Source organism: Flectobacillus roseus (assembly GCF_030056595.1).
In the GTDB taxonomy this organism is placed as follows: domain Bacteria; phylum Bacteroidota; class Bacteroidia; order Cytophagales; family Spirosomataceae; genus Flectobacillus; species Flectobacillus roseus.
On sequence record NZ_JASHIF010000019.1, the window covers coordinates 121,773 to 147,802 of the forward strand.

Consider the following 26,030-nt stretch of genomic DNA (forward strand, 5'->3'; position numbering starts at 1 on the left):
TGTGTCGTTTGTTTGACGATTTAAAGTTATAATCTTATTTTTGAATAGCAATGGATTAGGGTAAAAAATTTGAACAAAATCAAGAAAGTTCTTCTAAATAAAATTATATTTCTTAAAAAAGTTACATTTTCAGAATTGCAATTATACTTTATATTGGAAAAGTGATATGGAGTTGATTATCAAATTGTTAAGTATAAATTACTAAAATCATGCGAGACTACTCTTTAGTTAAAATAAATCTGACTGGTGGCATTGCTTCGCCAGGGATGCTCGAAGGAATTCTTTTGATGGCACAAAAAGCAGGTGTTAAAGAAGTAAGTATCGGTGCTCGTCAGCAATTATTGATGTGGGTAAAGGCTGATACTCAGCGTGGTTCGGGCTTACCTAGCCTACGCGAAAGCCTTGAAGCAATGCACATTGATTTTGAAATTGATACCCACCAATATCCTAATATTATTTCGTCTTATTGTGCCCAAGAGGTATTCCAAACGGGACAATGGCTATCGGAAGGCATTTATCGTGACTTACTAGATGGTTTTGATTTTCAACCTCAACTCAAAATCAATATATCAGACTATCAACAGTCATTCACGCCCTTTTTTACGGGCAACTTAAACTTTATTGCGTCTTCGATTCCCAATTTCTGGTATTTATATATTCGTCAAAAGCAATCCAATACCATTTTTAGATTTCCCTTGTTGATTTATACACTTGAAATCTCCAAAGTTTCAAAACGGTTAGAGGGTATTCTTCTATCAGGGGTTGATTTATCGGAAGAGGATGTTTATGAAAAAATGATTGCCCAAGGCGAAATCATTTCACAGCTAGTACAAGAAGATTTAGTGCTACCGCAATTTATGCTGCCTTATTACGAAGGTTTCAATCGTTATGGCAACAAAACTTGGTTGGGAATCTACCGTCGTCACGAGACTTTTGAGGTAGCTTTTTTATTAGATGTTTGTAAAATTTGTTTAGATACCAAAGTCGGACAGATTTGTACAACCCCTTGGAAATCGCTCATTATTAAAGGTATCGAAAACCAAGATAGGGTATTGTGGGACAAACTCTTAGGAAAATATGGTATCAACGTGCGTCATGCGGCTAATGAGCTCAATTGGCAAGTAGAAGATCACTGTCAAGGAGGATTAGCACTCAAAAACACCATTATCCGTGAATTCGACCAAGAGGATATTCGTACATTTGGTTTGTGTTTTGCCATTCAGACTCGTTCAAAGTCAGAGGTATTTGGTTCGGTTGTAATCAAAAAGCGAAAAATACTCGCAGGATTAACGCAGGTATATGATGTGTATCACACGGTAGATTTTAATCCAAATACTCGTCAATTGGTTTTATTTGAAAAAGGACTTCATAAAGCACATATTGCCGAAATCCTCCAACGACTCACCAAACGATACTATCATAGAAGTACCGCTTCGGTCATAGAAAAACCCTCACCACCTCAAACGAATCCTACAAGTACGCATCAAGTGCATCAATGCAAAGTATGTATGACCATTTATGACGAAAAATTGGGCGATTCACAGCAAGAAATTAAGGCAGGAACGAAGTTTGATGCATTGCCAGACAATTATTGCTGTCCTGTTTGTGATTCGGAAAAGGAAAATTTTGAGGTAAAAACAGTAGAAACAACTTTTCAGTTGTGAGTTAGTGGTGTACGAAGGATTAGAAAACTATTTATTTCGGGTATCGGATGTTGGAAGTGTAATCTTCTATATTTTGCAGAAAACAAAGGTATTTTACCTTATTTCCGAAATCAGAAATCCCAAATCTGAAATTGTTTAAAATCCTTCGTACAGTACTACAACGTTCCTTACATTCTAAAATAAGGCTTAAATACTTTTTTGTCGAGAATAAATACCGCAAGCAAAGCATTAGCCATTAATAAAAAGTTGATAAGCTCTTTTTGATGTATCATATTAGTAAGTACACTAAAATCTAAAGGTACTTTTACCGACTGCACCGAAGGCATTCCCGAACTAAGAGCAACCACCAATACAATCAAAGTACACATCACTGCCAAGAAGTATAGATGCAAATGGCTTTTAGGTTTTAGTACTACTTCAGGCTCTTGGGCAAGCTCCCATTGATCTATTAGTTTATCCGTAAAATTTACTGCAGTTTTCTCCATCGGCAAATCTTCCAACAGGACATGCGTAGCAGCATATTCTTTAAATAGCAATTGATATTCTTCGTCCTCCTGCAACAGACGCTCATGCCTTTGCAAAAGCTCCTCAGAGGCGATACCATCGAGGATGTCAAATATTTCTTCGTCTGTGATATTCATTGTATTAAAATTGAAGCTGTTTAAACTTTTTAGTCTCAGGTGAATAAATTCACCCACTAAGTGGAATTGTTGGTCAAGACCTAGTCATATTATTAACTTTAGCTTCGGTCTCAACAAAGTATTTTCTAGCTATTTTCTCATTAATCTCCTAGCCGACTGCTCAAAGCCCAGTTAATATACCAAACTATGTAACTCATTGCCCAATAGTCGTTTCATCTCTTCAGCCAAACGCTTTCGGGCACGACAAAGTTTAACTTTTGCCGTATCTGCACTAATACCAACAATTTGGGCGATTTCCTCTAAACTTTGTTCTTTGAGATAAAACAAGGTAATCATAGTTACATCGTCGGGCGAAAGATGATTGAGAGCCATTTGGATATATCTCTTCTGTTCAGCATTTTTTATTTCATCTGAAGTATCTGCCGAGGCTGCTTGTGCCGATTGAGAAGCCTCAATATCGTCGGTTTGTATGCGATTTTTGCGTTTAAACATCAAAGCTGTATTAAACACAATTCTGTAAAACCATGTCGTAAATTTAGACTCTTTATTGAATTGTGGCAAAGCCTGAAATGCCTGAATAAAGGCATCCTGAGCCACCTCTTCAGCATCTTCGCGAGTACCCACGATTTTGTAGGCTACCGTAAAGGCATAATCCTTATGACGATTTGCCAAATCCCGATACCCAGCTTTATCGCCTGCCAAGATTCTTTCAATAATAGATATGTCTGATTCCAACGTTTTCACGACAATAGGATGCAAGTTGGTTTAGAAAGGTTACAGGAATTTACTCTTTTTTTCAAAAAAAATAAAAAGAGATGTAATGAGGTAATTGAATTTTACTCGTAGAGACGCAATGCTTTGCGTCTAAAAAAGTGTCATTCTGAAATTTAGTATCAAAAAAGGCGTTCGAAATTAGTTTTTCGAACGCCTTTTTTAATATTCCTATGCTACATCTGGCTCGGCTTGAGAGGCAAGGTATTTTCTCTCTACTGATAGAATACAAATTTTAACATAATCACTCATTCTCTCATTTTCAAATCAAAAACTTAATGCCCCAATTTGCTGATCTCGGCACGTCGGATGAGCTCGTAGGTTTTTTCTAATTCCAAATCAGCCTTATTGAGTCTTTCTTGGATAGTATATTCAACATTGACATTGGGTATTACTCCACGACCAATATTAGGAGCTTTGACCGCTGTTGTAATTCTAAAATGTGGAAACTGTAAACGTAATTTGGTTGCAGGCAAAACCACCGTAGAAATGATACCACCATTACAGCCAGCTTCGCCCCCACCTGTCTCACGACCGACTAATGTTGCTTTACGTTGTTCTTTCAAACTTGCCACAAAGCTCGATGCTGCCGAAAAAGTTTGTTCACCAATCAAAATGTATAAGTTGCCTTTAAAACGATATTGTTCGTAAGGCTTATGTTTTCCAACCGACGGGACATTCAAGCAGTAAGTGCCTTCGCCACACTTTTTAACGATTCTTTCTGAAAAAGCACGACTAGCATCTTGTTCTTCTACATCATTATTGAGAATAAAAGACGGAATCATCACAGGAGCCTCCGCATGTGATGTTAGCACAAAAGTGCTATCCATCAAATACTTCATCAGGTCTAGGGCAATTTCATGATTTCCTCCTGAATTTTGGCGTAAATCAATAATAAGGTTTGCGGCGTGGTTTTGTTCTATTTCTTGAAAAAATCTTTCATGTGTCATCAAAAACGACTCGTAGTCATCATACGAAAAACTAGAAATACGCAACAAAGCCGTTGAGGCAACTTCTTTGGGAAAACTCAAACCACGCAAGCGAGTCAAACGACGTTGTGTTTCGTCCTCCTTAGATAACCGAGGAGGTCTATTACCAGTAGGAACCCTTGGCTTAAACTCCAGTATTTGTGGCTTTACTTCTCCTTGTGCATTTTTGATAGAAAATTGATATTTTTCTTTTCCTCCAAAAACACTCAAATAATATTCGTCAAAAAAACCCGATTCGAGTGTAGCATCCTTAAAAGCTTCGCCATAGCCATCGGCAGGCAAGTATTTTCTTAAGGTACGAAGAATTTTCCCAGCGGTATTTCCTTCTATTTCCAACACCTCTGAGCCAAGCACTAGTGAAGGATCATTGCTTTCATTGCGAGCAATAAACAGGCGGTCGCCTTGGATAAAAAAGCCAAGCGGAAGTACGAAACTACGGTTTTTAGCACGTTCCCATTTGCGAGTTTCGGGCGAAAAACGCAAGTCAGTATGTCCACAACGAATTTTAGCGACCAAGGGCTTAAGCAATAGCCCAAAGTCTTTCTCGGTCATTTCATCAGCTATCTTTTTATAGGCATCTTCAAAAGCTATGTTCATAGATTCTTTTGAAGTGTACCAATTCACCCCTGGATGCTCTTGTTCTAAAATACTTCTCAAATATCTAAAATCTGCTCTCAACTCTACCTTCGAGAACTTTCGCTCATAGTTGATAGGCGAAGCAGCCCCTTGTCCTTTTACATCCTGTGACCAACAGAATAACGTAACAGACAGTATAACAACACATAACAACCTCATGCTCTGACGTGGACAAAAAATTAAGAAAAAAACAGAAAATTATATACTCAGCAATACAAAAGGCAAAATTACTCATAATATTACCAAATAGAAGAAAAACCAACTGAATTCGCCTATAGACCAGCGCTAAATCTAGCAAGTGGCTTATTAGGCTCTTGACTTTTTCAACAAACTACAAAAAATCAGTTTATTAGGGTAGATTTCTCCTCTTTTATACCTTACCTTTTACATCTTAGCATCGAGAATAGTTCATTGAGAATAACGATATTCTTTTTTATTACGCTATCTCATTGTATACATATTCATTTACTTATCTGGTTTTTCGGTTCTCATTTGGGTGAGATTTCGGTAAATTGCATTACTATTAATTATGGAATAAACTTCAAACATATAGATGAAAAAACGTTATCAAGTATTACTCGTACTATCGATTCTTTCCACTGTTACCTTTCTCGACCGCATTGCCATCTCTACAGCAGGCGAACGAATTTCAAAAGATTTGGGGCTAAGTCCTGTCCAATGGGGCTGGGTATTGGGGATGTTTACCCTTGCCTATGGACTTTTTGAAATTCCCACAGGATTATTGGGCGACCGACTCGGTGCCAAACGCCTTCTGATTCGAGTGGTATTGTGGTGGTCATTTTTTACGGTACTCACAGGCTTTTCTACGGGTTTTGTAATGCTTCTTGCAGTACGATTCTTATTTGGTATTGGCGAAGCTGGAGCATATCCCAATATTTCTATCGCCTTGAGCAAGTGGTTACCAGCCTTCGAAAGAGGAAAAGGGCAAGCACTTATTTGGGCAGCGTCAAGAATTGGTGCAGGTCTGACCCCTATTTTAGTCATTCCTATTCAACAAAAATATGGCTGGCAGATGTCCTTCTATATCCTCGGGGGAGTTGGTTTACTTTGGGTGATTTTTTGGATTTTCTGGTACAAAGAAGAGCCTTCTGAAGCTAAGGATATTTCGAAGGAAGAATTGAATTTTATCTTAGAAAATAGACAACTAAGCGACCACTCTCCCAAACAATCAGTCTGGAAAATACTTAACCATCCTAACCTTTGGATTCTATTCTTGATGTATTACTGTTATGCTGCGGGGGCTTATTTTTTCCAAAGCTGGATGCCTAAATATCTACAGCAGGGACGTGGTATTTCGGAAGAAAATATGAAATTTATAGCTTCAGCTCCATTTATTTTGGGCGCTGTAGGATGTTTTCTGGGAGGGATTTTGAGTGATTATACGGTCAAGAAATATGGTAAAAAATGGGGTCGTCGTATTGTCCCAATGATTGGGCTTAGTCTTTCGGGTATCTGTCTCATTACGGCGTCTCTTAGTCAAAACGATACTTTGGCCGTTGTACTTTTGTCTTTGGGGCTTGCCACTATGGATGTCACCGCACCAGTGGCATGGGCTGTAGCCATGGATATTGGAGGCAAACAAAGTGGGACTGTATCGGGAGCGATGAACTCGGCGGGCTTGATCGGAGCCTATATCAATACTGTATCTTTTGGGTATCTGGCAACGACTTTCGGGTACTACTTTCCTGTACTCATGATAGGCGGATTATTGATACTAGGATCGCTGCTATGGCTAAAAATTGATGCGACTCACCAAGTAGCCATTCAATCAGAATAACGAAAAAAATAGAGGCTCAACAAAGACAATAAAATATTGAAAAACAACAACTTACAACCAAACGAACGTTTTTTATTATCAGAACATGATAAAAAACAACTCTATTTTTTGACAAAGTATCCCTATCTTTGAGAAGATTTTTTGAAGAACAAGAAACAATTTTAGCTAACAATTTGTAGTCACTGAAGATTATATTTTCGTAATCGAGACTAAAAAGATAGACAGAAAAATAGCGAAGTTAATTTTTGTCAACTTTGATGATTTCTAAGACAAAATAGTTTAAATTTAGCCAAGGTAAGCGCGCTTCAACATGAGCCGAAAGCTATCATTTAAACAATCCTTTTTATTTTTAGATAACTAGTAACTTATACCATACGACCATGTCACAGGCAGCAATTATTGAACCCTTACTTCAAGAAGACCCAAATCGTTTTGTGTTATTTCCAATCAAACACAATGACATTTGGCAATTTTATAAAAAAGCGGAAGCTTCTTTCTGGACAGCTGAAGAAATTGACCTTTCTCAAGACTTAAATGACTGGGAAAATAAGCTTACAGCTGATGAAAAGCACTTTATTTCGCATGTATTGGCCTTCTTTGCGGCATCGGATGGTATCGTAAACGAAAACCTTGCTGTTAACTTCCTTTCGGAGGTTCAGTATGCAGAAGCTAAATGTTTCTATGGCTTCCAAGTAATGATGGAAAACATTCACTCTGAAACATACTCTTTGTTGATTGATACTTATATCAAAAACCCAATCGAAAAAGACCGTATGCTTCGCGCCATCGAAACCATCGATTGTGTTCAGAAAAAAGCAGAATGGGCTTTGCGTTGGATTGGCAGTGAAAACTTTGTAGAACGTCTGATTGCATTTGCAGCTGTAGAAGGTATTTTCTTCTCAGGTAGTTTCTGTTCTATTTTCTGGTTGAAAAAACGTGGTTTGATGCCAGGTCTTTCGTTCTCAAACGAGCTTATCTCTCGCGACGAAGGTTTACACTGTGATTTTGCGTGTTTGCTTTATACAGACCATATCAAGAATCAATTGCCACAATCAAGAGTAACCGAAATTATTACAGATGCAGTAACAATCGAAAAAGAATTTGTAACAGATTCTCTTCCTGTTTCATTAATCGGTATGAACGCTAACTTGATGTGTCAATACATTGAGTTTGTAGCTGACCGCTTGTTGGTAGCTTTGGGCTGTCCAAAAGTATATAACGCAACCAATCCATTTGATTTCATGGAAATGATTTCGTTACAAGGCAAAACTAATTTCTTCGAAAAACGTGTTGCTGAGTATCAAAAAGCAGGTGTCATGTCAGAAAAAGAAACGATGTCTTTCTCTTTAGATGAAGATTTTTAGAATTTCTTAAAAATAATCAAAACAAAACGGCTCGTTGCAAGATTGCAACGAGCCGTTTTGTTTTGGAGCCTTAAAGACCTATGTATCATTTTAAGTTGTACTGAGTTTGTTTTCGGAAAAAACCCCACTTTGTCTTAACAGCAACAGTGGGGTATGTATTATATGAATTGGATAGATAGATAATGTGACAAGCTTTTTATGAAAGATTTTGGCAAACTTGGCTTTTTTCAGTAATTTTTTACCCGATTATATGCCAAAAAATCATCTTTTTATTCAAATCTCCATATTTTCAATCATGTGAATTTGAATTTACCCAACCTCAATTTGTCTAGCCTTCATCCTATTACAATTGATAGGTTAGTGCGCAAAATAAAATTTAAGATTGTGCTTTGGGCTTTCAGGTAACGGCTTTCGGCGGGGGCTTTGGAAAAAGCATGTCTGTAGTTATTAAAAATATTTTAACACTCTTTGCCTTGTGCCTGTTGCCTAAACAAAATTGAATCTTATTCTGCACTATTACTTAAGTTAGTACGCAAAATAAAGTTTAAGATTGTGCTTTGAGCTTTCAGGTATCGGCTTTCGGCGGTGGACTATGAGAAAAATGCATGTCCGTGGTCGTTAAAACATTTTAACACTCTTTGCCTTGTGCCTGTTGCCTTGTCCCTAAAACACATAACTTAAATCTAAATCTGCAGGATTACTTACTCAAAATTAAATTAGCTTTTAGAGAGACTCTTTCTTGAAAAGAAAAACCAAAGCTCTCTTTATTTATATTTCTTTGTGGTTAGGTAAAAAATTGCAAAAACTATTGTATCAAGCAGATACAATATTAATTGTTTTATTCTAATATTACAATTCTTTTTTAAATTTGAACAAAATTTATTTTATGGAGCATACAACAGAATATAAAGACCTAGTTAACCCTGAACAAGACTTTTTACCGGGCATATCGATTGATTGCGTAATTTTTGGTTTTCATGAGAATCAATTGAAGGTGTTATTGATCAAATTTGCCAATACCGAAATATATTCCCTCCCAGGAGGATTTATCTATAAAGAAGAAAGTTTGGATGAAGCCGCAAGTAGAATTCTTGACCATCGTACAGGAATTGAGGATACTTATCTGGAGCAATTTTATGTATTTGGTAACCCCAATAGAGTGAACCCTGAGGAACATCGACTTATCATGCAAAAAAATGGGTTAGATCTTCCTAATGGCCACTTTTTGCTTAATCGACATATTACAGTAGGGTATTACGCTTTGGTAGACTTTACAAAAATACAACCACACTCCCATCTCAATCTTGAAGAAGGTGGCTGGTTTGATATTTATGACTTGCCTGAAACAATTGCTTTTGACCACCGTGAAATTTTACTCAAGGCACTCGACTCGCTTCGTTTGTTTTTAGATCATAAACTATCAGTCTTTAACCTCATGCCCGAAACCTTTACCATGGGCGAATTACAAAGTCTTTATGAGACTATTTTGAACAAAAAACTCTTGAGAGCTAATTTCCAACGCAAAATGCTCAGTTTGGGGATACTCGAAAGACTAGATAAAAAATGGGGAGGTGGTGCCCACAAGGCTCCATATTTGTATCGATTTGATTCGCAAAAGGCTGAAGCTAGTAAATTTGCTAATCAGTTTGAGGAGTAAAGAATAGACTATTACATAACCCTATATAAAATTAGAATTTTGATTTCGGAACATAATGCTGAACATTTCTGATATCTCCGAAATCAAAAATCTATCGTCGAGAGACTGACTCAAACTACCCCCCACTCACTGGTGGAATTAACGCAATTTCGTCTCTTTCTGATAATACTAAATCCTGCTCGGCATATTCGTTATTTACAGCCAACAATAACGAGCGAATGGCAGCAAACTGAGGATATTCTGCTCTGAGCAAGGTCAACAAACCATCGGTTGTGAGAGTATCTGATACCTCCAGAGTTGTCGAGCTATTGCCAACAATTTCTTTGGTGATTCCAAACAAAGCAATTGTATATTTCATTAGGTTAAATTTTTGATTCTAGGATTCAATAGTATATTTGTTTTTATTGATTACAGAAATACTATCAGCGATAAATATAGACGTTTCTTTTTGAACAAATTTTCCTATATTTTGATTGCTAATATAACGAAGTAAATCTATAATTTGAGGACTTCAAATGGAGATTTACCCAAAATACTACTATATCATTCGTATCTGTGACAACTAATCCATCCATAACAACTCCCGATAATCGTCCAGTGATTTATGACAATCACGGTCGACCGATTACTTATTTGAGGCTGGCTGTCACCGACCGATGCAATTTGCGTTGCTTTTATTGCATGCCTGAAGAAGGCATCAAATACCTCCACAAATCCAAACTGCTTAGCTACGAAGAAATGCTTCGTATCGTTGGCGTACTGGCCGAATTAGGGGTGCACAAAGTGCGTATTACAGGTGGAGAACCTTTTGTGCGTAACAACCTCGTAGATTTTTTGTATCGCCTTGCTGACATTCAAGGAATCGATGAGCTGAATATTACCACCAACGGCGTTTTGACGGGACAGTATCTCAAACAAATGAAAGAAATCGGGATTCGTTCTGTCAATTTGAGTTTGGATACTTTGGATGCGCAACGCTTTTTCGAAATTACCCGTCGTGATGAATTCTCAAAAGTCTATCAAACGCTTTTTGATTTACTCGATGCAGGTTTTGAAGTAAAAATCAATGCTGTAGTAATGGATGGGAAAAATACAGATGATATTTTACCCTTGGTAGCTCTTACCGAGCATTATCCTGTAGCAGTTCGCTTTATCGAAGAAATGCCTTTCAATGGCGAAGGTTCACATTATCCTGTACTTCATTGGAATATCCATCGTATTTTAGAAACAATCCGAGGTACATATCCGAGCCTAAGCAAAATTGAAGATGCTCCACATTCTACTTCGTATAACTACCACGTCCCAGGCTTCAAAGGCAATATTGGCGTGATTGCAGCGTTTTCAAGAACCTTCTGTGGCACTTGCAATCGTATCAGAATGACTGCACAAGGCGAATTAAAAACCTGTTTGTACGACGAAGGTGTATTAAGCATCCGAGATTTGATTCGTTCGGGCATTAGCAACGAAGAATTGAAAGGAGTTTTTATCAATACTTTTCAACAAAGAGCTAAAGATGGCTTCGAAGCTGAGAAACGTAGAACCAAGCTTGTTACTGAATCCATGACAACCATTGGAGGATAATCCATAAAAATCTTAATTTTGCAACTCATTTAATCCCCTGTCAACCCAATAGTATTTTGGACTGGGCTGACAGGGGACATATTTTATATAGACAATGACAATCGAGCAAATTTTTGAAGGTTTCAATCAACTAAAAGTCCTCATCATAGGCGATTTGATGATTGATGCTTATACCTGGGGTAAAGTAGAACGTATCTCTCCTGAAGCTCCAGTACCAGTAGTAAATGTAAAACAAAGAGAAATGCGTTTGGGTGGTGCTGGCAATGTGGTGATGAACGTTCAGGCACTTGGCGCAAAAGCTATTATTTGTTCGGTAATCGGAAAAGATTCTTATGGTAATGCACTATTAGATTTATTGGAAGAAAAGGAGTTATCTACAGAAGGTATTCTTCAATCTGATGAACGCATTACTACCGTAAAAGAACGTATTATCGCAGGTACACAGCAAATTGTACGCGTAGACACCGAAACCGACAAATTGATTTCTGAGAATGAGCGCAATTTGCTTTTAGACAAAATCAAGGTATTAGCACTCGACGCTCAGGTAATTATCTTTGAAGATTATGATAAAGGTGTTTTGTCAAAAGAACTTATCGCTGAGGTAATTGACTTCGCACAAGAACACCACATTCCTACAGTCGTAGATCCGAAAAAGCGTAACTTTTTGAATTATCAAAATGCTACCTTATTCAAACCAAATTTGAAAGAACTCAAAGAGGGTCTCAACATTCAGTTTGATTCAAAGGATCCAGCGGAGTTAGCGATGGCGGTTAATATGCTCATAGAAACCCTTGAGGTGAAAGGTGCTTTTGTTACTCTTTCGGAACAAGGTGTGTTTATCAATTTCAAAGACGAAGAAAAACATATTCCTGCCCATATTCGACAAATTGCAGATGTTTCAGGAGCTGGCGATACCGTAATTTCAATTGCAGCTTGCTGTGTAGCACTCAATTTATCTCCAGAATTAGTAGCAGGACTCTCCAATTTAGGTGGTGGACTCGTATGTGAATCGGTAGGAGTTGTTCCAATCAATAAAGAAAGACTGTTGGCGGAAGCCCAACAAAACTATAATTAAGTATCGATAGGCTTTAGGCTGTAAGCTCTAAGCAGTAGGTAAAAATGCCTCTCTTAAATTGTTAAGAGGGGCATTTTTTTTAGCTAAATTTTAAGAAAATTCCGCTTCAAAAATAAATTCTACATTTTTTGAAAAATAATTTAACTATTTTTCAGCGCGTAAACTATTTTACCTCAATAGACGTTTATCTATTATCAACTACAAAAAAGTCTTGCTACCAACTTAGCAAGGCTTTTTTATTTTAGGCTAATTTGAGTGTTTTCGCACCGTTTTTTACTTCTTACTGTCAGGCTTATCCTCTATTCCCAAAGTGCTTATCGAAGGATTGATTGTTCGTGCGGTAATTACAATTTTGAAAATTTTATTTCCTGCAAAACTAAATTCTGCCACATATTTCCCCTTTGCTTTTAGGTTACGATACACAGCTGTATAATTCATTTTACTTTCCCAACCATGCACAGCCAAAGCACCCAACAAATGGTCAAGGCATTTTTGAAGATTCGAAAAATAATTTAGCACAGGTTCTTTAGTTCGAACAGCATTGAGCGAACCAATCGAGATGACGGCTACTTCGTAGATGGTTTGTTGTTTCATATTGAAACCTTATGGGTTACTTGTTAATCTGATATTTGAGATAAACTTGGAATCTTTATCCCCGTTTTCTCGTATTTGCTATCCACATCACAAGTCGTTAGAGAGTCTATTTTGATATAATTTTCAGCAATTTGAAAAAAATAAAATAAATATGAAAAATAATTTAACTATTTTTCAACACCTAAACTATTTAGGTTCTTCTGGCGTTTTAATAATATCAATCACAAAAAGTCTTGTTAGTATTCCTAGCAAGGCTTTTTAATTTTTAAGGTTTTAACCTTTATCATGGAGCTATTCCAACAAAAAAAGCCAGTGAACAAATCCACTGACTTTCTCTTCTAAGCGTATATTGGACACTTTATTGTTCCTTCGTCTTACGCTAATATTTTTATTGAGCGATTGCTGTAAATTCAATTTCAACCAAATAATCTGGAGATACTAATTTAGAAATCTCATAGATACCTGTTGTTGGTTTGATTTCGCCGAAATAAGCACCGTGAGCACGAGCAATATCATCAAACTTGGTAATATCTGTTGTGAAAATACGAGTTCTCACTACATCTTTTGTTGAAACACCAGCCTCTTCTAACACTTTTGCGATACGTTCTAAGATATTCAACGTTTGTGCATAAGCATCGTCAGCCTTTACTTTTTCACCATCAACGATTGCTACAGTTCCTGATACTTCTACGATGTTTCCGATTCTTACGGCACGGCAATAGCCCATTTTGTCTTCCCACGGTGAGCCCGTTAAGATATTTTGTCTAGACATACTTAATAATTGTTTTTTGGTTACGATACAAAGATAAGCTAAAAGCAGAGGGATATTTACTCAAAAAGGCATAAAAAAAGGCTCAAACTAATGCGTTTGAACCTTTAACATACCAAAAATCGTTGCCTTTACGCACGTACAGCTACTAAATTAGCTTCCATCAAAGAAGCCAATTCTTCCACAGTCTGTACTCTATCTATCTCCTGATCTGGTAATGTAATACCATACGTATTTTCCAAATAAGCTACTACTTCTAGGAACTCTAATGAGTTCATTCCCAAATCGGCATAAAAGCGTTTTTGAGGAGCTATCAACCTCGGACTAATATAAAAATTCCGAGATAAGAACTTTGTCAATGTTTCTGTGCTGAATCTCATCGGTTTCTTGATTTATATATATTTTGACGATTGTTATGCTTGATTAACGAGCTTTTTTGAATAATAGTGCCCGAATTTTAAGTTTTTTTTAGAAAAAATGAGAAAAATCAATAAAAACTCTTAAATATTATGCTTACAGAGCATTCTTGAATTATTTAAAGATTCCTCTCAAGATTTATTAAAAAATATTAAAAACTATTTTCGGGAAATTTGCTCCTTTTGAAACCTAGTTTTGTATCGTTTCTTTGACCGGAATAATGGTTGGTGGAAGCAACTTATACATAACTGGTGTAACCAAACGAGCAAGTAATGTCGAACTAATAATTCCACCTATAAGCACTAAAGCTAAGGGAGAATACAATTCTGAATATTCGACAACCAATGGCACTAAGCCTCCTATGGCCGTAAGTGATGTTAACACGATAGGGACAAACCTCACTTCGCCTGCTTCTCGAATCGCCTCCTCAAGTCCAAAACCTTCTTCTCGAAGTTGATTGGTAAAATCTACCAACAATAAGGAGTTTTTGACCTCGATTCCTACCAGTGCGATAAAACCAATAACAGCCGTAAATGATAAGGTTTCGCCCCAAAGTAATAGCATCAAGATAGCTCCAACTATACCCAATGGAATTACTGACAATACAATCAAGGTTGATTTGAAGTTTCGGAATTCCAAAATTAGAATGGCTATCATTCCGAAGACAGTTATCAAAACTATCACCCCTATGCCTCCGAAAGATTTTTCTGCATTTTCGGCCTCTCCTGCTACTCTGTACGAAAATCCTTTTGGAAACTTAAAAGCATTTAATTGCTTTATTAATTCTTGGTTTACTTGTGCCGTATTATAACCAGACTTCAAAAAGGTCGAAACCGTCACATATCGTTCTTTGTCGAAGTGCAAAATTTGATTTTGAGATGTCTCTAACTTAATATCTACCAATTGTTTAAGTGGAATTGCCGTCCCTAAAGCATTGTTGACATACAAACGATTAAATACATCCAAATCTTGTTGAACACCTGTTCTTGGAATCGAGATATTGATATTATAGCCGTCCTTTTGGCCATCTTCTCTGTAAGTACCCACATTTAATCCTGCTATTCCTAAACGTACCACTCGGTCGATTTCGGCAGAGCTGACACCCATCAATCCAGCCTTTTCTTTATTAACCACCACACGAATATCCGTCGGTTGGACTTTCAAAGGGTTGTTTACATAAATAGCGCCTGGGTGATTGGCTAATATTTTCTCTATTTTGAAAGCTACATTTCTCAGAGTATCCAAATTTTCTCCAAAGATTCGATAAGCAATTGGTGCTTCTAATGGTGGTCCTTGTTCAAAATCTTTTACCTCAATTTTGGCATTAGGATACGCTCCCATATTACCACGCAAATCATCGATTAAAGCTTTTTTCTCAGAAGTTTCCATGTCTTCGAGCAGGACAAAAATTTGTGCTCGGTTTTCGGACTGACCTCTTTCTACGGTATTGTAATAAATACGAGGATTGACACGACCTACGTTTGAGGCAAAGTTTCTAATCTCAGGTACTTTCTTTAATTTTTCTTCTACATACTTCACTACTTTAGTCGTAGCAGCCATATTTGTTCCGACTGGAGTTTCGATATTTACTAAAAACATCGGTTTTTCGGAAGTAGGAAAAAGTGAAAAGCCTAAGAATAATTTAGCCATCATCATCACACCTACAAATACCCCTAATGCGCCTGCCAAGGTAGTTTTCGGATGCTTTAAACACCAATCCATTAAGCGACCATAAGTGGCAGAAATGATTTTTTTCATTCCTCTCAAAATCACATTCCCTTCTGGATTATGATTTTCTGTCAATAAAACAGATGACAAAAACGGAACAATCGTCATAGACACAATCATCGAAGCCAATACCGTAAACATTACAGCCATTGGTAAACTACGAATAAATTCACCCGCTGCTTCTGGCAAGTTGGCAATTGGTAAAAACGCAAAGCATAACAATACTGTACACCCTACTACCGCCAAACCTATTTGCTTTGTCGCATCAATAGCTGCTTGCTTGCGTTTGATGCCCATACGCATAAAGCGTTCGATGTTTTCAACAACTACGATAGAGTCATCTACCAAAATTCCTAGGGCAACAATCATCCCTACGATAGACAGCTGGTTAATAGTATAACCGAATACGTTGAGTAATGTTAAACCAATCGCTAACGAAAGTGGAATCGAGATCATTACGACAATACTCGCACGTGTACCCAAAGGCAATAGCGTAATCAATACTAATAAAATCGCTATTCCGAAATCTTTAGCAAAACGTGTAAGACGATTATCCACAGATTCGGCTTGGTCAAATACTTTTACGACATCGACACTTGGAGGTAGTTGTGCTTTGTATTTTTCAACAATTGGCTCAACTATCTTACGAATCGCGATAATATTCTGTCCTTGCTTTTGGCATGCTGTTACAAAAACACAACGATGACCGTTGAGACTAGTAATATGTGTTTCGTCCTCGTAAGCAAATTTTACCTGAGCGATATCCTTGAGATATACGATTTTGGTACCGTTGGTATACACAATCGTATTCTGAATTTCGTCGAGATCGTTGTATGCTCCTGAGGTTTTTACATTTAGTTTTTTACTCGAAACATTGATACTACCCCCGGGTATATTGACATTTTCGGACTGGATTGCTCCTAATACCTGATTGACTGGAATACGGTCATGTGCCATTTTTTCCAAATTCAATTCAACGGCTACTTTGCGAGCAGGAAAACCCCATGATTTGATATTAGTTAAAGGCTTTACCTTTTCGAGTTGTTTTTCCAAGTCATCTGCATATTCCTTTAATTTGGAATAGGGCAAATTTTCACTGACTAGCGCAAACTGATAAATATTTACATCGGTTGGTCTAAACTTTTGTACTCGAATATCCAGAATTTCGGCAGGAAGGTCTTTTCTGATAGCATTTACTTCACGTACAACCTCCTGATATTTTTCTTCTGGGTCTTGTTCAAAATCATATTCTATTTGAAATACTGCCGCTCCATCTAGTATGACTGTACTTATGCGCTGAATGTTGTCTAGCTCGTTAATTCTTTTTTCAAAAGGGTCAACTACCAGCTCTTCCATGTCGTTGGGAGTAGCTCCAGGATAGATAATGGTGACGCCAAACTGTGGAGATTCAAACTCTGGGTCTTCGCCACGAGGCATGTTCAACAAGGAATATAGCCCGATTGATAATACCGCCAGAAATACCACTAAGGTAAACTGGTAATTTTTTACGGAAAATTCTGCGATTTTCATATATGATGAGTTGTCGGCATGAGCTGTCTTACAATGACATTATGCACGTTTAGGTCTATATAAAATTGATTAGTTGTAAAAGCTTATTTCATTACTTTTACTTTTGTGCCCTCTACCAGATAAGCCGAACCATCTGTTACCACTTGACTAACTCCCGCCAATCCCTCACGAACAAATGCCTGTTGGTTGTTAACATAGGCAATCAACAGAGAAACTCTCTTTGCTTTTCCGTTTTCTACAACATATACAAAAGCTTGGTCGCCGTTGCCTTCAATAATAGCATCCACAGGAACAGACGCATATTGATATTTGATAGAAGGATAAATCAATGCTTTGGCAAATAAGCCAGTCGCCATTTTTTTACCTTGAGTACTAATTTTTAATTCTGCTTGATAGAGACCTGAAGCTTGGTCGGCACCTTGAGAGAGGGTTGTCACATTTGCCAAAAACTTAGTATCTGGAAATGCGTCGAGAGTGATGTCGGCTTTATCGCCTAATTTGAGACGAGTCCAATCTTTATCTGCAATACCTACTTTTACTACCCAATCATTAGCACCTGCGGCGTTTACAAAAAACACAGGACTGCCAGACGAGGCTAGTTCTCCTTCATTCATCATTTTTTTGACAACAACACCATTGGTTGGTGCATAAATTTTGGAATACCCTTGGTTGTATTGGGCTATTTGCAAACTTTGTTTTGCTACGCTCAAGGCTGTTGTAAGATTTTGGACTTGCTCAAGAGTAGCAACCGAATCACGGTAAAGCGCATTGACACGCTTTAAATCTCTTTCGATTTTGCTCACATTTTCTTGTGCTTGTGAAACTTGTGCATTAATTTCGGTCAAATTGAGTGTTGCCAATAATTGACCTTTAGCAATATTTTGCCCTTCTTTTACAAAGATCTTTTCGATAATTCCGCCCGTTTTAAAAGATAGTCGAGCTTCATGTAAGGAGCTAATCAAGCCCGAAGCTTTGATGGGTTCGGTAGAATTAGCATTTGAAACATCCACTAATTTTACGGCTACGGTTTCGTTATCCGCAATTGTTTTTTTGTCGGTTTTCTTTTTGCCACAGGCAAATACCGTTGCTATGATTAGACCTAGAATGAGGCTATTTTTTAAGGAAGTCAACATTTTCAAGAGGATTTTACTTAGCACAAGGCTAAAGAGATTTTTAAATTTTATTTCAAGTCAAAAGCGGCAGCACTGCGTTCGAGTTCTACCCATTTGAGCCAAACATCATATTGAGCTATCACTTGCTGTAATTGAGTGCGAGTCAGTTGGGTCTGGGCATCTAGTAGTTCTATAAAACTAAGATTGCCTTCTTTGTAACGGCGCATCATATCGCGATAATAGCGCTGTGCCGAACTTATCTGATTGGCTTTAGATTGATGAATTTCTTTAGCGGCAGTTAAAGCGTTTTGCGCTAAAGTATTTTGTAAATCAAGTTGATTTTTGACTTGCTGTAGTTGCGTATCTGCGGTAGCAACATCCATTTCGGCTTGTTTTACTTTCAACTGATTTCGTCCTGAGGAATATACAGGTAAGTCAATTGATACTCCGACCAAGAAAAAGGCATTGGGAGAAATAAAATTCTTGTCAGCCGCGGCGATTTGAGCAAAACGACCTTGAGAACCTAAATCCAATGATGCTCCTATTTTGGGTTGGTTGTAGGACTGGCTCAATTTTAAGATTTGCTTATTGATATTCAAATTGGTTTCAAGCTTGTCAATTTCTTCACGGTGGGCTAAGTCTATTTTAGCAGGAATCACAACATTTTTAAAACTGGAGTCAACTTTGATTTCCTGTGTAAACTCACGGTTTAATAAGAAATTGAAATACGCTGCTGCATTTTTCTTTGTTCCTTTGGCAGCTTCTACTTCTGATTCGATACTGGCAATTTCGTTTTTGGTACGAATAGAAACCGTCGGGTTAGCCATACCATTTTGAATCAACGCTTGGTTGACACGCTCACTTTCACGAAGTAGACGTAAAGCATTTTCATAAATACTCAATGCTTCCGTAGCTTTCAAATAATTGAAATAGGCCATTTTTATATCTTTGACCAATTCACGTTTATAGACATTGGTTTCGGATTGCTGTAAACCAATCAGTTCCTTTTTGATGCTTTGATTATACTTCAGTTCGGCATTGATCAAAGGCATTGAGGTCTTGAATCGCATGTCATAAAAGTCCTTTGGAATCAATTGCTCACTCACATTTGAGATTTGTGGAAAAGCGTTTGAGTTAGTCAAGCGATTGAGCGTCGCATATACAGGATTTACTAAATCTCCCACAGGAATATCAATCGTACGGCCACCCAATGCAGAAGAGACAGTCGTATTGAAATTCACGGCAGGTTTGAACAAACTTTTGGCCTCATCTAAAGCCCAAATAGCTTTTTGTAGCTGAAAACGTTGCTGCTTGAGCGTCTGACTATTTTGTAACCCTTCTTGTACATACTGATTGAGTACTTCTGATTGAGCCATAGTTCCATAAGCGAGCCAACAGCACACCAAGGATAAATAATACTTCATAGGTTTCATGTATTAAACATTTATAATTTTATAAACACTGTTCAGTAAAAGAGTAAATAAAAAGCATCAATTCATGGGGAATCAATGCCGAATGGGCTTTGAGCTATCGGGTTTTAGCTTTCAGCACTAGTTATAAAGTATACCAATGCAGGCCGACTGCTCAAGCTGAATGCCAAAAGCTGTCATAAGTCAGACCTGTGGGAGATTTTGCTGCCCACAGGTCTTTCTAGGGGATTTTTAGATTTTTTCAGCTTAAGTAAGCTGTTAAATCTTTACTGCTTAATTCACTTTGTAAATCCTTAAAATCAGTTAGTTACTGGTCTTTCAAAGATTCAAAGACAAAGTAACTAAAACTATTTAATAGTATTGCTTGTTGCCACCAAATTGGTTGTACATTTTGCAATTAAAATATCATTTTGGTTACGAATTTCGCCTTCTGCATGAGCGATTTTCTTTCCCATTCTTACAATCTTAGATTTTACGCGAACGGTCTCGCCTAGTCGTGCGCTAAAAAGGTAATCTACCGAAAGATTGACAGTACTGTAAAAAACACCATTGCCCATCATAAAAACAGTCATCCCAATAATATCGTCCAACATCGTAGCAGCAATACCGCCATGTAGGATACGAGCAGGATTTACCATTTCTTCTTTGACTTGGTATTCTATTTCGATACCATGGTCATGAACTCCTACTAAAATGCCGTCCAGAAATTTGGCTACTGGCGAAATACTTTTTTCGGCTACACGAGTACCAATATATTCTTTAAAAACCTCTAATGCGTGTTTATTACTCATTTCTCTTTTTTATAAGATTCAACATAAAATCTAGCGACTCCCCAATGAGCTTTTCAAGCTGTATTTCTGGATTTAGTTCACAAAATGGTTCAAATCGCCCTCTGATATTTAATGATACCAGACCATGAACATAAGACCAGATTGACATAGACAATACATCAATGTCGGCTGGCAAAACAGAGCCTTGTTCGATACAGAGCGCCAAGTTTTTTTGTAGTGCCACAAAATTGTGCATGCCACAATCCCAGCCAGCTTCTTGTTTTTTGAGAGCGTGCATAGGCGCGTCTTTTATAAACATCAAGTCGTATAGCTCAGGGTTTTCGAAAGCGAATTTTAAGTAAATCAGTCCTCTCATACGCAGTTGTTGAAAACCATCTTCGATACTTTCAACGGGACGAGTCATTTCGGACAATTTATCAAAACCTAGCTCGTGTACCGCATAAAACAACTCGTCTTTATCCTTGTAATGCAGATAAATCGTAGCTGGACTATATTCTATTTTATCAGCAATAGCTCGAATAGAAGCCTTATCAAAGCCTTCTTTGATAAAGATTTCTTTAGCAGCTTCCAAAATTCGCTGCTTCAATTCAAGTTTTTCGCGTTCTTTTCTTTCTAAAATACCCATTTCTTAATAAACCAATCTTAGTATGCAGGCAAATTTACGCAAAGTGTATAGGCATTCCCAACAGGTAGCAGGCTTATTTCACTTTTGTCCACACAGTAGTACGTCCCAGTAACGAAACGCCCACAAAGCCTCTGATTTCTAATTCATCCGCTTTTTTAAGTTTCATATTGCATGAATAGCTTTTGCCATTTTTAGGGTCATAAATACTCCCTTCTTCCCATGCTTTTCCTGTAAATTCAAAATTTTTCAGAATCACCAATCCTAATAAAGGTTGACTACGCAACGATGCATCAGGATTATTTACATCTTTTTTGTTTGCGTCCTTTATCCAAGAAAGTTTACCAAAATACTTTTCTCCTTGTTTAAATATCAACACCTTACCGTCTTTACTTTCAGATAGCCATTCACCCAACACGGCGTCCTTGGTAGGGTTTTGAGCCTGTACGATTTGTATAGTAAATAACAAGGTAGCAAGAATAAATAATAGCTTTTTCATGAGTTTGTATGATTATTATTAAAAGGTTTTGTTTTCAAGGCTTGAGATTCGGAAGATTTTGTAATCTTTGTATTAAATTCTACTAAAACTATAGGATAAAAATACTTATAATATATTTAATCAAAACAGGAATGAGATTTGGGTCATCAAGATACTAAGTTTAGGATAATGTGAATATTATTATTTCCTAAACGATTTAGGGTAAGGTGGTTCTAGTTATTCTCAGAGTTATAAATATGCTTTGAAGATTAATATTTTATCGTCTTTCATTTTTATAACAATGTAAAATTACTAAACACTGTTTAGCAAACAAATTTTTGACAATATTTTTTGAAAAATCTATGAAAAATTATTTTTTCAAAAAAATTAAATCTCTGATTTACAAAGATTTAACTAAAAGCAATTATTATTTAAAGACAATCTAGTAAAATAGTAGTTTGTGCCATTTGGAAGATATTTCTAATTTTGCAAAATTGCACGTTCGAATTACCTCATTATTCAATCAAACGAATTAATTATTCTGAATAAGTGCAACAAGCACAACATTGTTGTTCTGAAAACCAAATATTTAATCCCAGAAATTTCAAAAAATATGAATTACCCACTTAACCAGATTCCCGAGAGAACTGAAAAGCCACGTCAAAAAGGTTTGACAATGGTAATGGACAAAGGGCTTAGTCTCAGACAAGTTGAAGATTTCTTGGAGCTTGGCTCTGGATATACCGATATAGTGAAGTTGGGTTGGGCAACCTCTTTTGTGACTCCAAACCTAAAAGATAAATTGGCTTTGTATAAATCAGCGGGCATCCCTGTTTATTTTGGGGGTACTTTGTTTGAGGCATTTGTGGTAAGAGGTCAATTTGACGAATACCGTCGTGTTTTAGACCAATATGGGATGGAATACGCAGAGGTTTCGGACGGTTCTTTGGACATGGAACAAGATGACAAATGTGGATATATCCAAACTTTAGCGAAACAAGTAACAGTACTTTCGGAAGTAGGCTCAAAAGATGAAGCAAAAATCATTCCTCCATACAAATGGATTAAATTGATGAAAGCAGAATTGGAAGCAGGTGCTTGGAAAGTAATCGGTGAAGCTCGTGAAGGTGGAAACGTAGGGTTGTTCCGTGCATCGGGTGAAGTGCGTCAAGGTTTGGTAGAAGAAATTTTGACAGAAATTCCAGAAGAAAAAATCATTTGGGAAGCTCCTCAAAAATCTCAACAAGTTTGGTTTGTGAAGTTGGTTGGCGCTAACGTAAACGTTGGGAATATTGCTCCGCATGAAGTTATTTCATTAGAAACAATCCGTTTGGGCTTGAGAGGCGATACTTTCTCTCATTTCTTGGATAAAAAATAATTATTGTCCTTCAAAGAATGATTGGGCAAAAGCAACATTTGCTCAATCATTCTTTTTTATTTTTTGATTAAGATTCTCACTATCATACCATACAAAGGTTACTCTTCTTTACTTTTGTAATTTACTTTCACTATTTACTCCAAGCCTCATTTGGACATTGTAAATCTTCCCAAACAATGGAAATTATTCAATTTGTATTACAACTTCTCAAAGATCCTTTAACTGCCCTTACGCAGTTTATCACCGACAACGGTACACTTACTTATGGTTTGCTGTTCTTAATCGTATTTGCCGAAACTGGTTTGGTAGTTATGCCTTTGTTACCAGGCGATTCGCTTTTATTTGCGATTGGTGTATTGGCAGCTCCTGCAACAGGTGGCAAAATTGATATTACTTTCGTCATTCCATTATTGATTGGTGCAGCGCTTTTGGGCGATAATGTGAATTATTTTGTAGGAAAATATTTGAGTGACTTCGTTAAATCAAAAGATAAAATTCTCTTCTTAAAACGCGAGCACATTATTAAAACAGAAGAGTTTTACGAAAAAAATGGCGGTCAAACCGTTATTATGGCTCGTTTTGTACCTATCGTACGTACTGTAGCGCCATTTGTTGCGGGAGCAGGTAGTATGAAATATGGCAAATACATTACATTCTGTGTAGTTGGTGCTATTGTATGGGTTACTTCAATTACTTTGTTGGGATACTTCTTGGGTAATAACGAGTGGGTAAAACACAACTTCGAAAAAGTAGTACTTGGTATCGTGGCTATTTCGGTATTACCAATGGTGATTGGTTTTGTAAAAAGTCAATTTAGTCAAAAGTAACTTCTTAAGTAAGACGTGTCAATACACGCTTTTTACTCCTATCATATAAAGCATTATTTCATCAAAGAGGCAAAAGTTTTCGTACTATTGCCTCTTTGTTTATTTTTACGCTATGAAAAATTTATTTGGTCTTATTGGTTTTCCTTTGGGGCATTCGTTCTCGAAAGGATATTTTACAGAGAAATTCGAAAAAATTGGTCTCTCTCAGACACATACGTATGAGAAATTTGAGCTCGAAAATATTGAAGACTTCCCTGCTTTGCTTCAATCACATGCAGGTGAGCTAAAAGGCTTGAATGTGACAATTCCTCATAAACAAAATGTGATGGCATATCTCGACGAAATCGACCCAGCCGCAAGCAAAATTGGTGCTGTGAATACCATAAAGTTTTTGGAGAATGGAAAAATCAAGGGCTTTAATACCGATTACTGGGGCTTTAGATGGACGCTTGAAAAATGGGATGCTTTCAATGAAATTGCTCCTAAAAAAGCATTAGTACTTGGTAAAGGTGGCGCAGCTAAAGCCATTATCGTAGCCTTAGAAGATTTGGGTTTGGAAGTGCAATTGGTTTCTCGTACCAAAGAAAGTGATACTATTACCTACGAAGAAGTAACGCCAGAAGTAATGTCTGAGCACTTGTTCATTGTGAATACTACTCCACTAGGAATGTATCCGAAAGTAGAGAATTGTCCCGCTATTCCTTACGAATTATTAAGTGAAAAGCATTTACTATATGACATTGTGTACAATCCACTCGAAACATTATTTTTGAAAAAGGGTACTGAGGCTGGCGTGCGTGGTGTTCATTTCGGACTAGAAATGTTACACGGACAAGCCGAGAAAGCATGGGAAATCTGGAATAGCTAGATACGATTTTGGATTGGGGATTTTTGATTTTGGATTTAAGCATTTATTCAATCCGAAATCAAAAATCCCATATCCAAAATCAATTTTATTGTTCAATCGAATATCTCCACAAACTATTATCACCTATTTCTTTTCTATCAACCAAGCCTTCTGTTAGTATTGGTGCTGCGATGCCCTCTCCTATCGCTTGCGGACTTATCCATCGATACGCTTCGTCCCACAAATGAGAATCAATACAAGACTGTAACAAGGCTGTCCCACCTTCAACGATGACCGACTGGATTTTTCGTTGGTACAAATCATCTAAAATCATCGGAAGCCAAGAGTTTTCAGAATTCATTTGGACATAGGAAATATGCCCTTTCTGTTCGGACTTGATGGAATTATAGCAAATTGTAGGCGTTGTTCCTACATAAATAGCCGAATCCTCCGCCACTTGTAAATGTTTATCAATCAACACTCTTATCGGATTTTTACCAGTCCAAAAACGTGTATTGAGCGAAGGGTTATCGTATTGTGCCGTTCGTGTGCCCACCATAATGGCATCCTCCTCCGAGCGCAATCGGTGTGTCCAACGTCTGGATAATGCATTAGAAATTTGAACCGCTTGGAAATTGGGTAAGGCTATTTTACCATTAGTCGACTCCGCCCATTTAAGGATAATATAAGGTCGTTTTTTTTCGAAAAAGGTAAAAAAACGTCGATTCAATACTCGTCCTTTTTTTTCTAAAACACCCGATATGACTTCTATTCCTGCGTCTCTTAATTTTTGAATACCTTTTCCTGCTACTAATGGGTTGGGGTCATCGTTACAGATATACACTCGACGTACTTGATGTTTGACCAATAAATCAGCGCAAGGAGGTGTTTTGCCAAAATGCGAACAAGGTTCGAGCGTCACAAAAACCTCTGATTCGGGCAAAAGGCTTTGATCTTTTACGTCTGCTACCGCATTCACCTCGGCATGCCAATGCCCATAACGTTGATGCCAACCTTCCCCTATTATTTTTCCTTGATGTACAATTACGCATCCTACCATGGGGTTCGGAGATACATTTCCTGCTCCCAATTGGGCTAGATCGAGCGCTCGTTGCATAAAGGCTTTTATTTGAGCGTCGTTCAAAACATGATTATTCTTCGACATTTCTGTAATTTTGTATATTCATCAATAAAAATGAAACGCATTTAAACATAGGTACAAAGGCTGAGCCACTTTATTTTTCTCAATAGCTCTTGTTTTTTAGCATATGCTTACAACAAAACACCTTTACACAAAGCTAAAACGAGTACCTCATAGCTCAAAACATACT

General features: G+C 37.3%; 23 protein-coding genes. 9 read left to right on the forward strand and 14 right to left on the reverse strand.

From position 1 onward, the window contains the following. Window positions 1-209: 209 nt before the first annotated feature. The gene (locus QM524_RS19360) at window positions 210-1,664 is read left to right on the forward strand and encodes a rubredoxin (protein ID WP_283345813.1); all 1,455 of its coding nucleotides are present in this window, start codon (window positions 210-212) and stop codon (window positions 1,662-1,664) included. 167 nt (window positions 1,665-1,831) lie between these two features. Here the strand turns inward: QM524_RS19360 and QM524_RS19365 are convergent, their stop codons facing one another. The 3 genes from QM524_RS19365 to QM524_RS19375 all read right to left on the reverse strand — a co-directional run bounded on the left by QM524_RS19365 (window position 1,832) and on the right by QM524_RS19375 (window position 4,860). Continuing rightward, a complete protein-coding gene (locus QM524_RS19365; protein WP_283345814.1) occupies window positions 1,832-2,305 on the reverse strand; it encodes a hypothetical protein in 474 nt (157 codons plus the stop codon). A 171-nt stretch (window positions 2,306-2,476) separates the two neighbouring features. Next, on the reverse strand, window positions 2,477-3,049 hold the full coding sequence (locus tag QM524_RS19370; protein ID WP_283345815.1) for an RNA polymerase sigma factor: 573 nt from the start codon (window positions 3,047-3,049) through the stop codon (window positions 2,477-2,479). Between the two features lie 302 nt (window positions 3,050-3,351). Then, window positions 3,352-4,860 (reverse strand): S41 family peptidase, encoded by a 1,509-nt coding sequence (locus tag QM524_RS19375; RefSeq protein ID WP_283345816.1) that lies wholly within the window; start codon window positions 4,858-4,860, stop codon window positions 3,352-3,354. A 394-nt stretch (window positions 4,861-5,254) separates the two neighbouring features. On the opposite strand from QM524_RS19375, the gene QM524_RS19380 reads away from it, so the two are divergent. The 3 genes from QM524_RS19380 (at window position 5,255) to QM524_RS19390 (ending at window position 9,520) form a co-directional block, all read left to right on the forward strand. Continuing rightward, window positions 5,255-6,499 carry an MFS transporter gene (locus QM524_RS19380; RefSeq protein ID WP_283345817.1) on the forward strand — a complete coding sequence of 415 codons (1,245 nt, stop codon included), beginning with the start codon at window positions 5,255-5,257 and terminating at the stop codon, window positions 6,497-6,499. Window positions 6,500-6,879: 380 nt separating this feature from the next. Beyond that, entirely contained in the window at window positions 6,880-7,863 is a 984-nt protein-coding gene (locus QM524_RS19385) for a ribonucleoside-diphosphate reductase small subunit (protein WP_283345818.1), read from the forward strand. A gap of 886 nt (window positions 7,864-8,749) precedes the next feature. Then, window positions 8,750-9,520 carry an NUDIX hydrolase gene (locus QM524_RS19390; protein ID WP_095166913.1) on the forward strand — a complete coding sequence of 257 codons (771 nt, stop codon included), beginning with the start codon at window positions 8,750-8,752 and terminating at the stop codon, window positions 9,518-9,520. Between the two features lie 115 nt (window positions 9,521-9,635). Here QM524_RS19390 and moaD read toward each other — a convergent pair whose 3' ends face one another. Then, window positions 9,636-9,878, reverse strand: coding sequence for a molybdopterin converting factor subunit 1 (gene moaD / locus QM524_RS19395; RefSeq protein WP_283345819.1), 243 nt, complete (start codon window positions 9,876-9,878; stop codon window positions 9,636-9,638). Window positions 9,879-10,117: 239 nt separating this feature from the next. On the opposite strand from moaD, the gene moaA reads away from it, so the two are divergent. Then, a complete protein-coding gene (gene moaA, locus QM524_RS19400) occupies window positions 10,118-11,101 on the forward strand; it encodes a GTP 3',8-cyclase MoaA (RefSeq protein ID WP_283345852.1) in 984 nt (327 codons plus the stop codon). A gap of 94 nt (window positions 11,102-11,195) precedes the next feature. Next, window positions 11,196-12,176: a bifunctional heptose 7-phosphate kinase/heptose 1-phosphate adenyltransferase gene (locus QM524_RS19405; protein WP_166578347.1), complete on the forward strand. Its 981-nt coding sequence runs from the start codon at window positions 11,196-11,198 to the stop codon at window positions 12,174-12,176. Between the two features lie 273 nt (window positions 12,177-12,449). Here QM524_RS19405 and QM524_RS19410 read toward each other — a convergent pair whose 3' ends face one another. From QM524_RS19410 to QM524_RS19450, 9 genes are all read right to left on the reverse strand, one after another. Further along, a complete protein-coding gene (locus QM524_RS19410) occupies window positions 12,450-12,770 on the reverse strand; it encodes a hypothetical protein (protein WP_095166918.1) in 321 nt (106 codons plus the stop codon). A 388-nt stretch (window positions 12,771-13,158) separates the two neighbouring features. Next, the gene (locus tag QM524_RS19415) at window positions 13,159-13,542 is read right to left on the reverse strand and encodes a RidA family protein (RefSeq protein ID WP_095166920.1); all 384 of its coding nucleotides are present in this window, start codon (window positions 13,540-13,542) and stop codon (window positions 13,159-13,161) included. A 128-nt stretch (window positions 13,543-13,670) separates the two neighbouring features. After that, on the reverse strand, window positions 13,671-13,919 hold the full coding sequence (locus QM524_RS19420; protein ID WP_095166922.1) for an acyl carrier protein: 249 nt from the start codon (window positions 13,917-13,919) through the stop codon (window positions 13,671-13,673). A 226-nt stretch (window positions 13,920-14,145) separates the two neighbouring features. Beyond that, complete coding sequence (locus QM524_RS19425; RefSeq protein ID WP_283345820.1) at window positions 14,146-17,214, reverse strand: efflux RND transporter permease subunit; 3,069 nt, start codon at window positions 17,212-17,214, stop codon at window positions 14,146-14,148. Window positions 17,215-17,297: 83 nt separating this feature from the next. Beyond that, window positions 17,298-18,347 carry an efflux RND transporter periplasmic adaptor subunit gene (locus QM524_RS19430; protein WP_095166926.1) on the reverse strand — a complete coding sequence of 350 codons (1,050 nt, stop codon included), beginning with the start codon at window positions 18,345-18,347 and terminating at the stop codon, window positions 17,298-17,300. A gap of 47 nt (window positions 18,348-18,394) precedes the next feature. After that, window positions 18,395-19,750 (reverse strand): TolC family protein, encoded by a 1,356-nt coding sequence (locus QM524_RS19435; protein WP_283345821.1) that lies wholly within the window; start codon window positions 19,748-19,750, stop codon window positions 18,395-18,397. A gap of 353 nt (window positions 19,751-20,103) precedes the next feature. Continuing rightward, window positions 20,104-20,547: a PaaI family thioesterase gene (locus QM524_RS19440; RefSeq protein ID WP_283345822.1), complete on the reverse strand. Its 444-nt coding sequence runs from the start codon at window positions 20,545-20,547 to the stop codon at window positions 20,104-20,106. Continuing rightward, entirely contained in the window at window positions 20,540-21,172 is a 633-nt protein-coding gene (locus QM524_RS19445) for a TetR/AcrR family transcriptional regulator (protein ID WP_166578352.1), read from the reverse strand. Before QM524_RS19445 ends, QM524_RS19440 begins: the two co-directional genes overlap by 8 nt. Window positions 21,173-21,245: 73 nt before the next feature. Then, window positions 21,246-21,668, reverse strand: a complete 423-nt coding sequence (locus tag QM524_RS19450; protein WP_166578353.1) for a DUF2147 domain-containing protein — start codon at window positions 21,666-21,668, stop codon at window positions 21,246-21,248. Between the two features lie 592 nt (window positions 21,669-22,260). Here QM524_RS19450 and QM524_RS19455 point away from each other — a divergent pair. The 3 genes from QM524_RS19455 (at window position 22,261) to QM524_RS19465 (ending at window position 24,720) form a co-directional block, all read left to right on the forward strand. Continuing rightward, window positions 22,261-23,025, forward strand: a complete 765-nt coding sequence (locus QM524_RS19455; RefSeq protein WP_283345823.1) for a phosphosulfolactate synthase — start codon at window positions 22,261-22,263, stop codon at window positions 23,023-23,025. 176 nt (window positions 23,026-23,201) lie between these two features. Then, window positions 23,202-23,852 (forward strand): VTT domain-containing protein, encoded by a 651-nt coding sequence (locus tag QM524_RS19460; RefSeq protein WP_283345824.1) that lies wholly within the window; start codon window positions 23,202-23,204, stop codon window positions 23,850-23,852. Window positions 23,853-23,964: 112 nt separating this feature from the next. Then, window positions 23,965-24,720, forward strand: coding sequence for a shikimate dehydrogenase family protein (locus QM524_RS19465; RefSeq protein WP_283345825.1), 756 nt, complete (start codon window positions 23,965-23,967; stop codon window positions 24,718-24,720). A gap of 85 nt (window positions 24,721-24,805) precedes the next feature. On the opposite strand, the gene ribD is transcribed toward QM524_RS19465, so the two are convergent. After that, the gene (ribD, locus tag QM524_RS19470) at window positions 24,806-25,864 is read right to left on the reverse strand and encodes a bifunctional diaminohydroxyphosphoribosylaminopyrimidine deaminase/5-amino-6-(5-phosphoribosylamino)uracil reductase RibD (protein WP_283345826.1); all 1,059 of its coding nucleotides are present in this window, start codon (window positions 25,862-25,864) and stop codon (window positions 24,806-24,808) included. Window positions 25,865-26,030 lie beyond the last annotated feature (166 nt).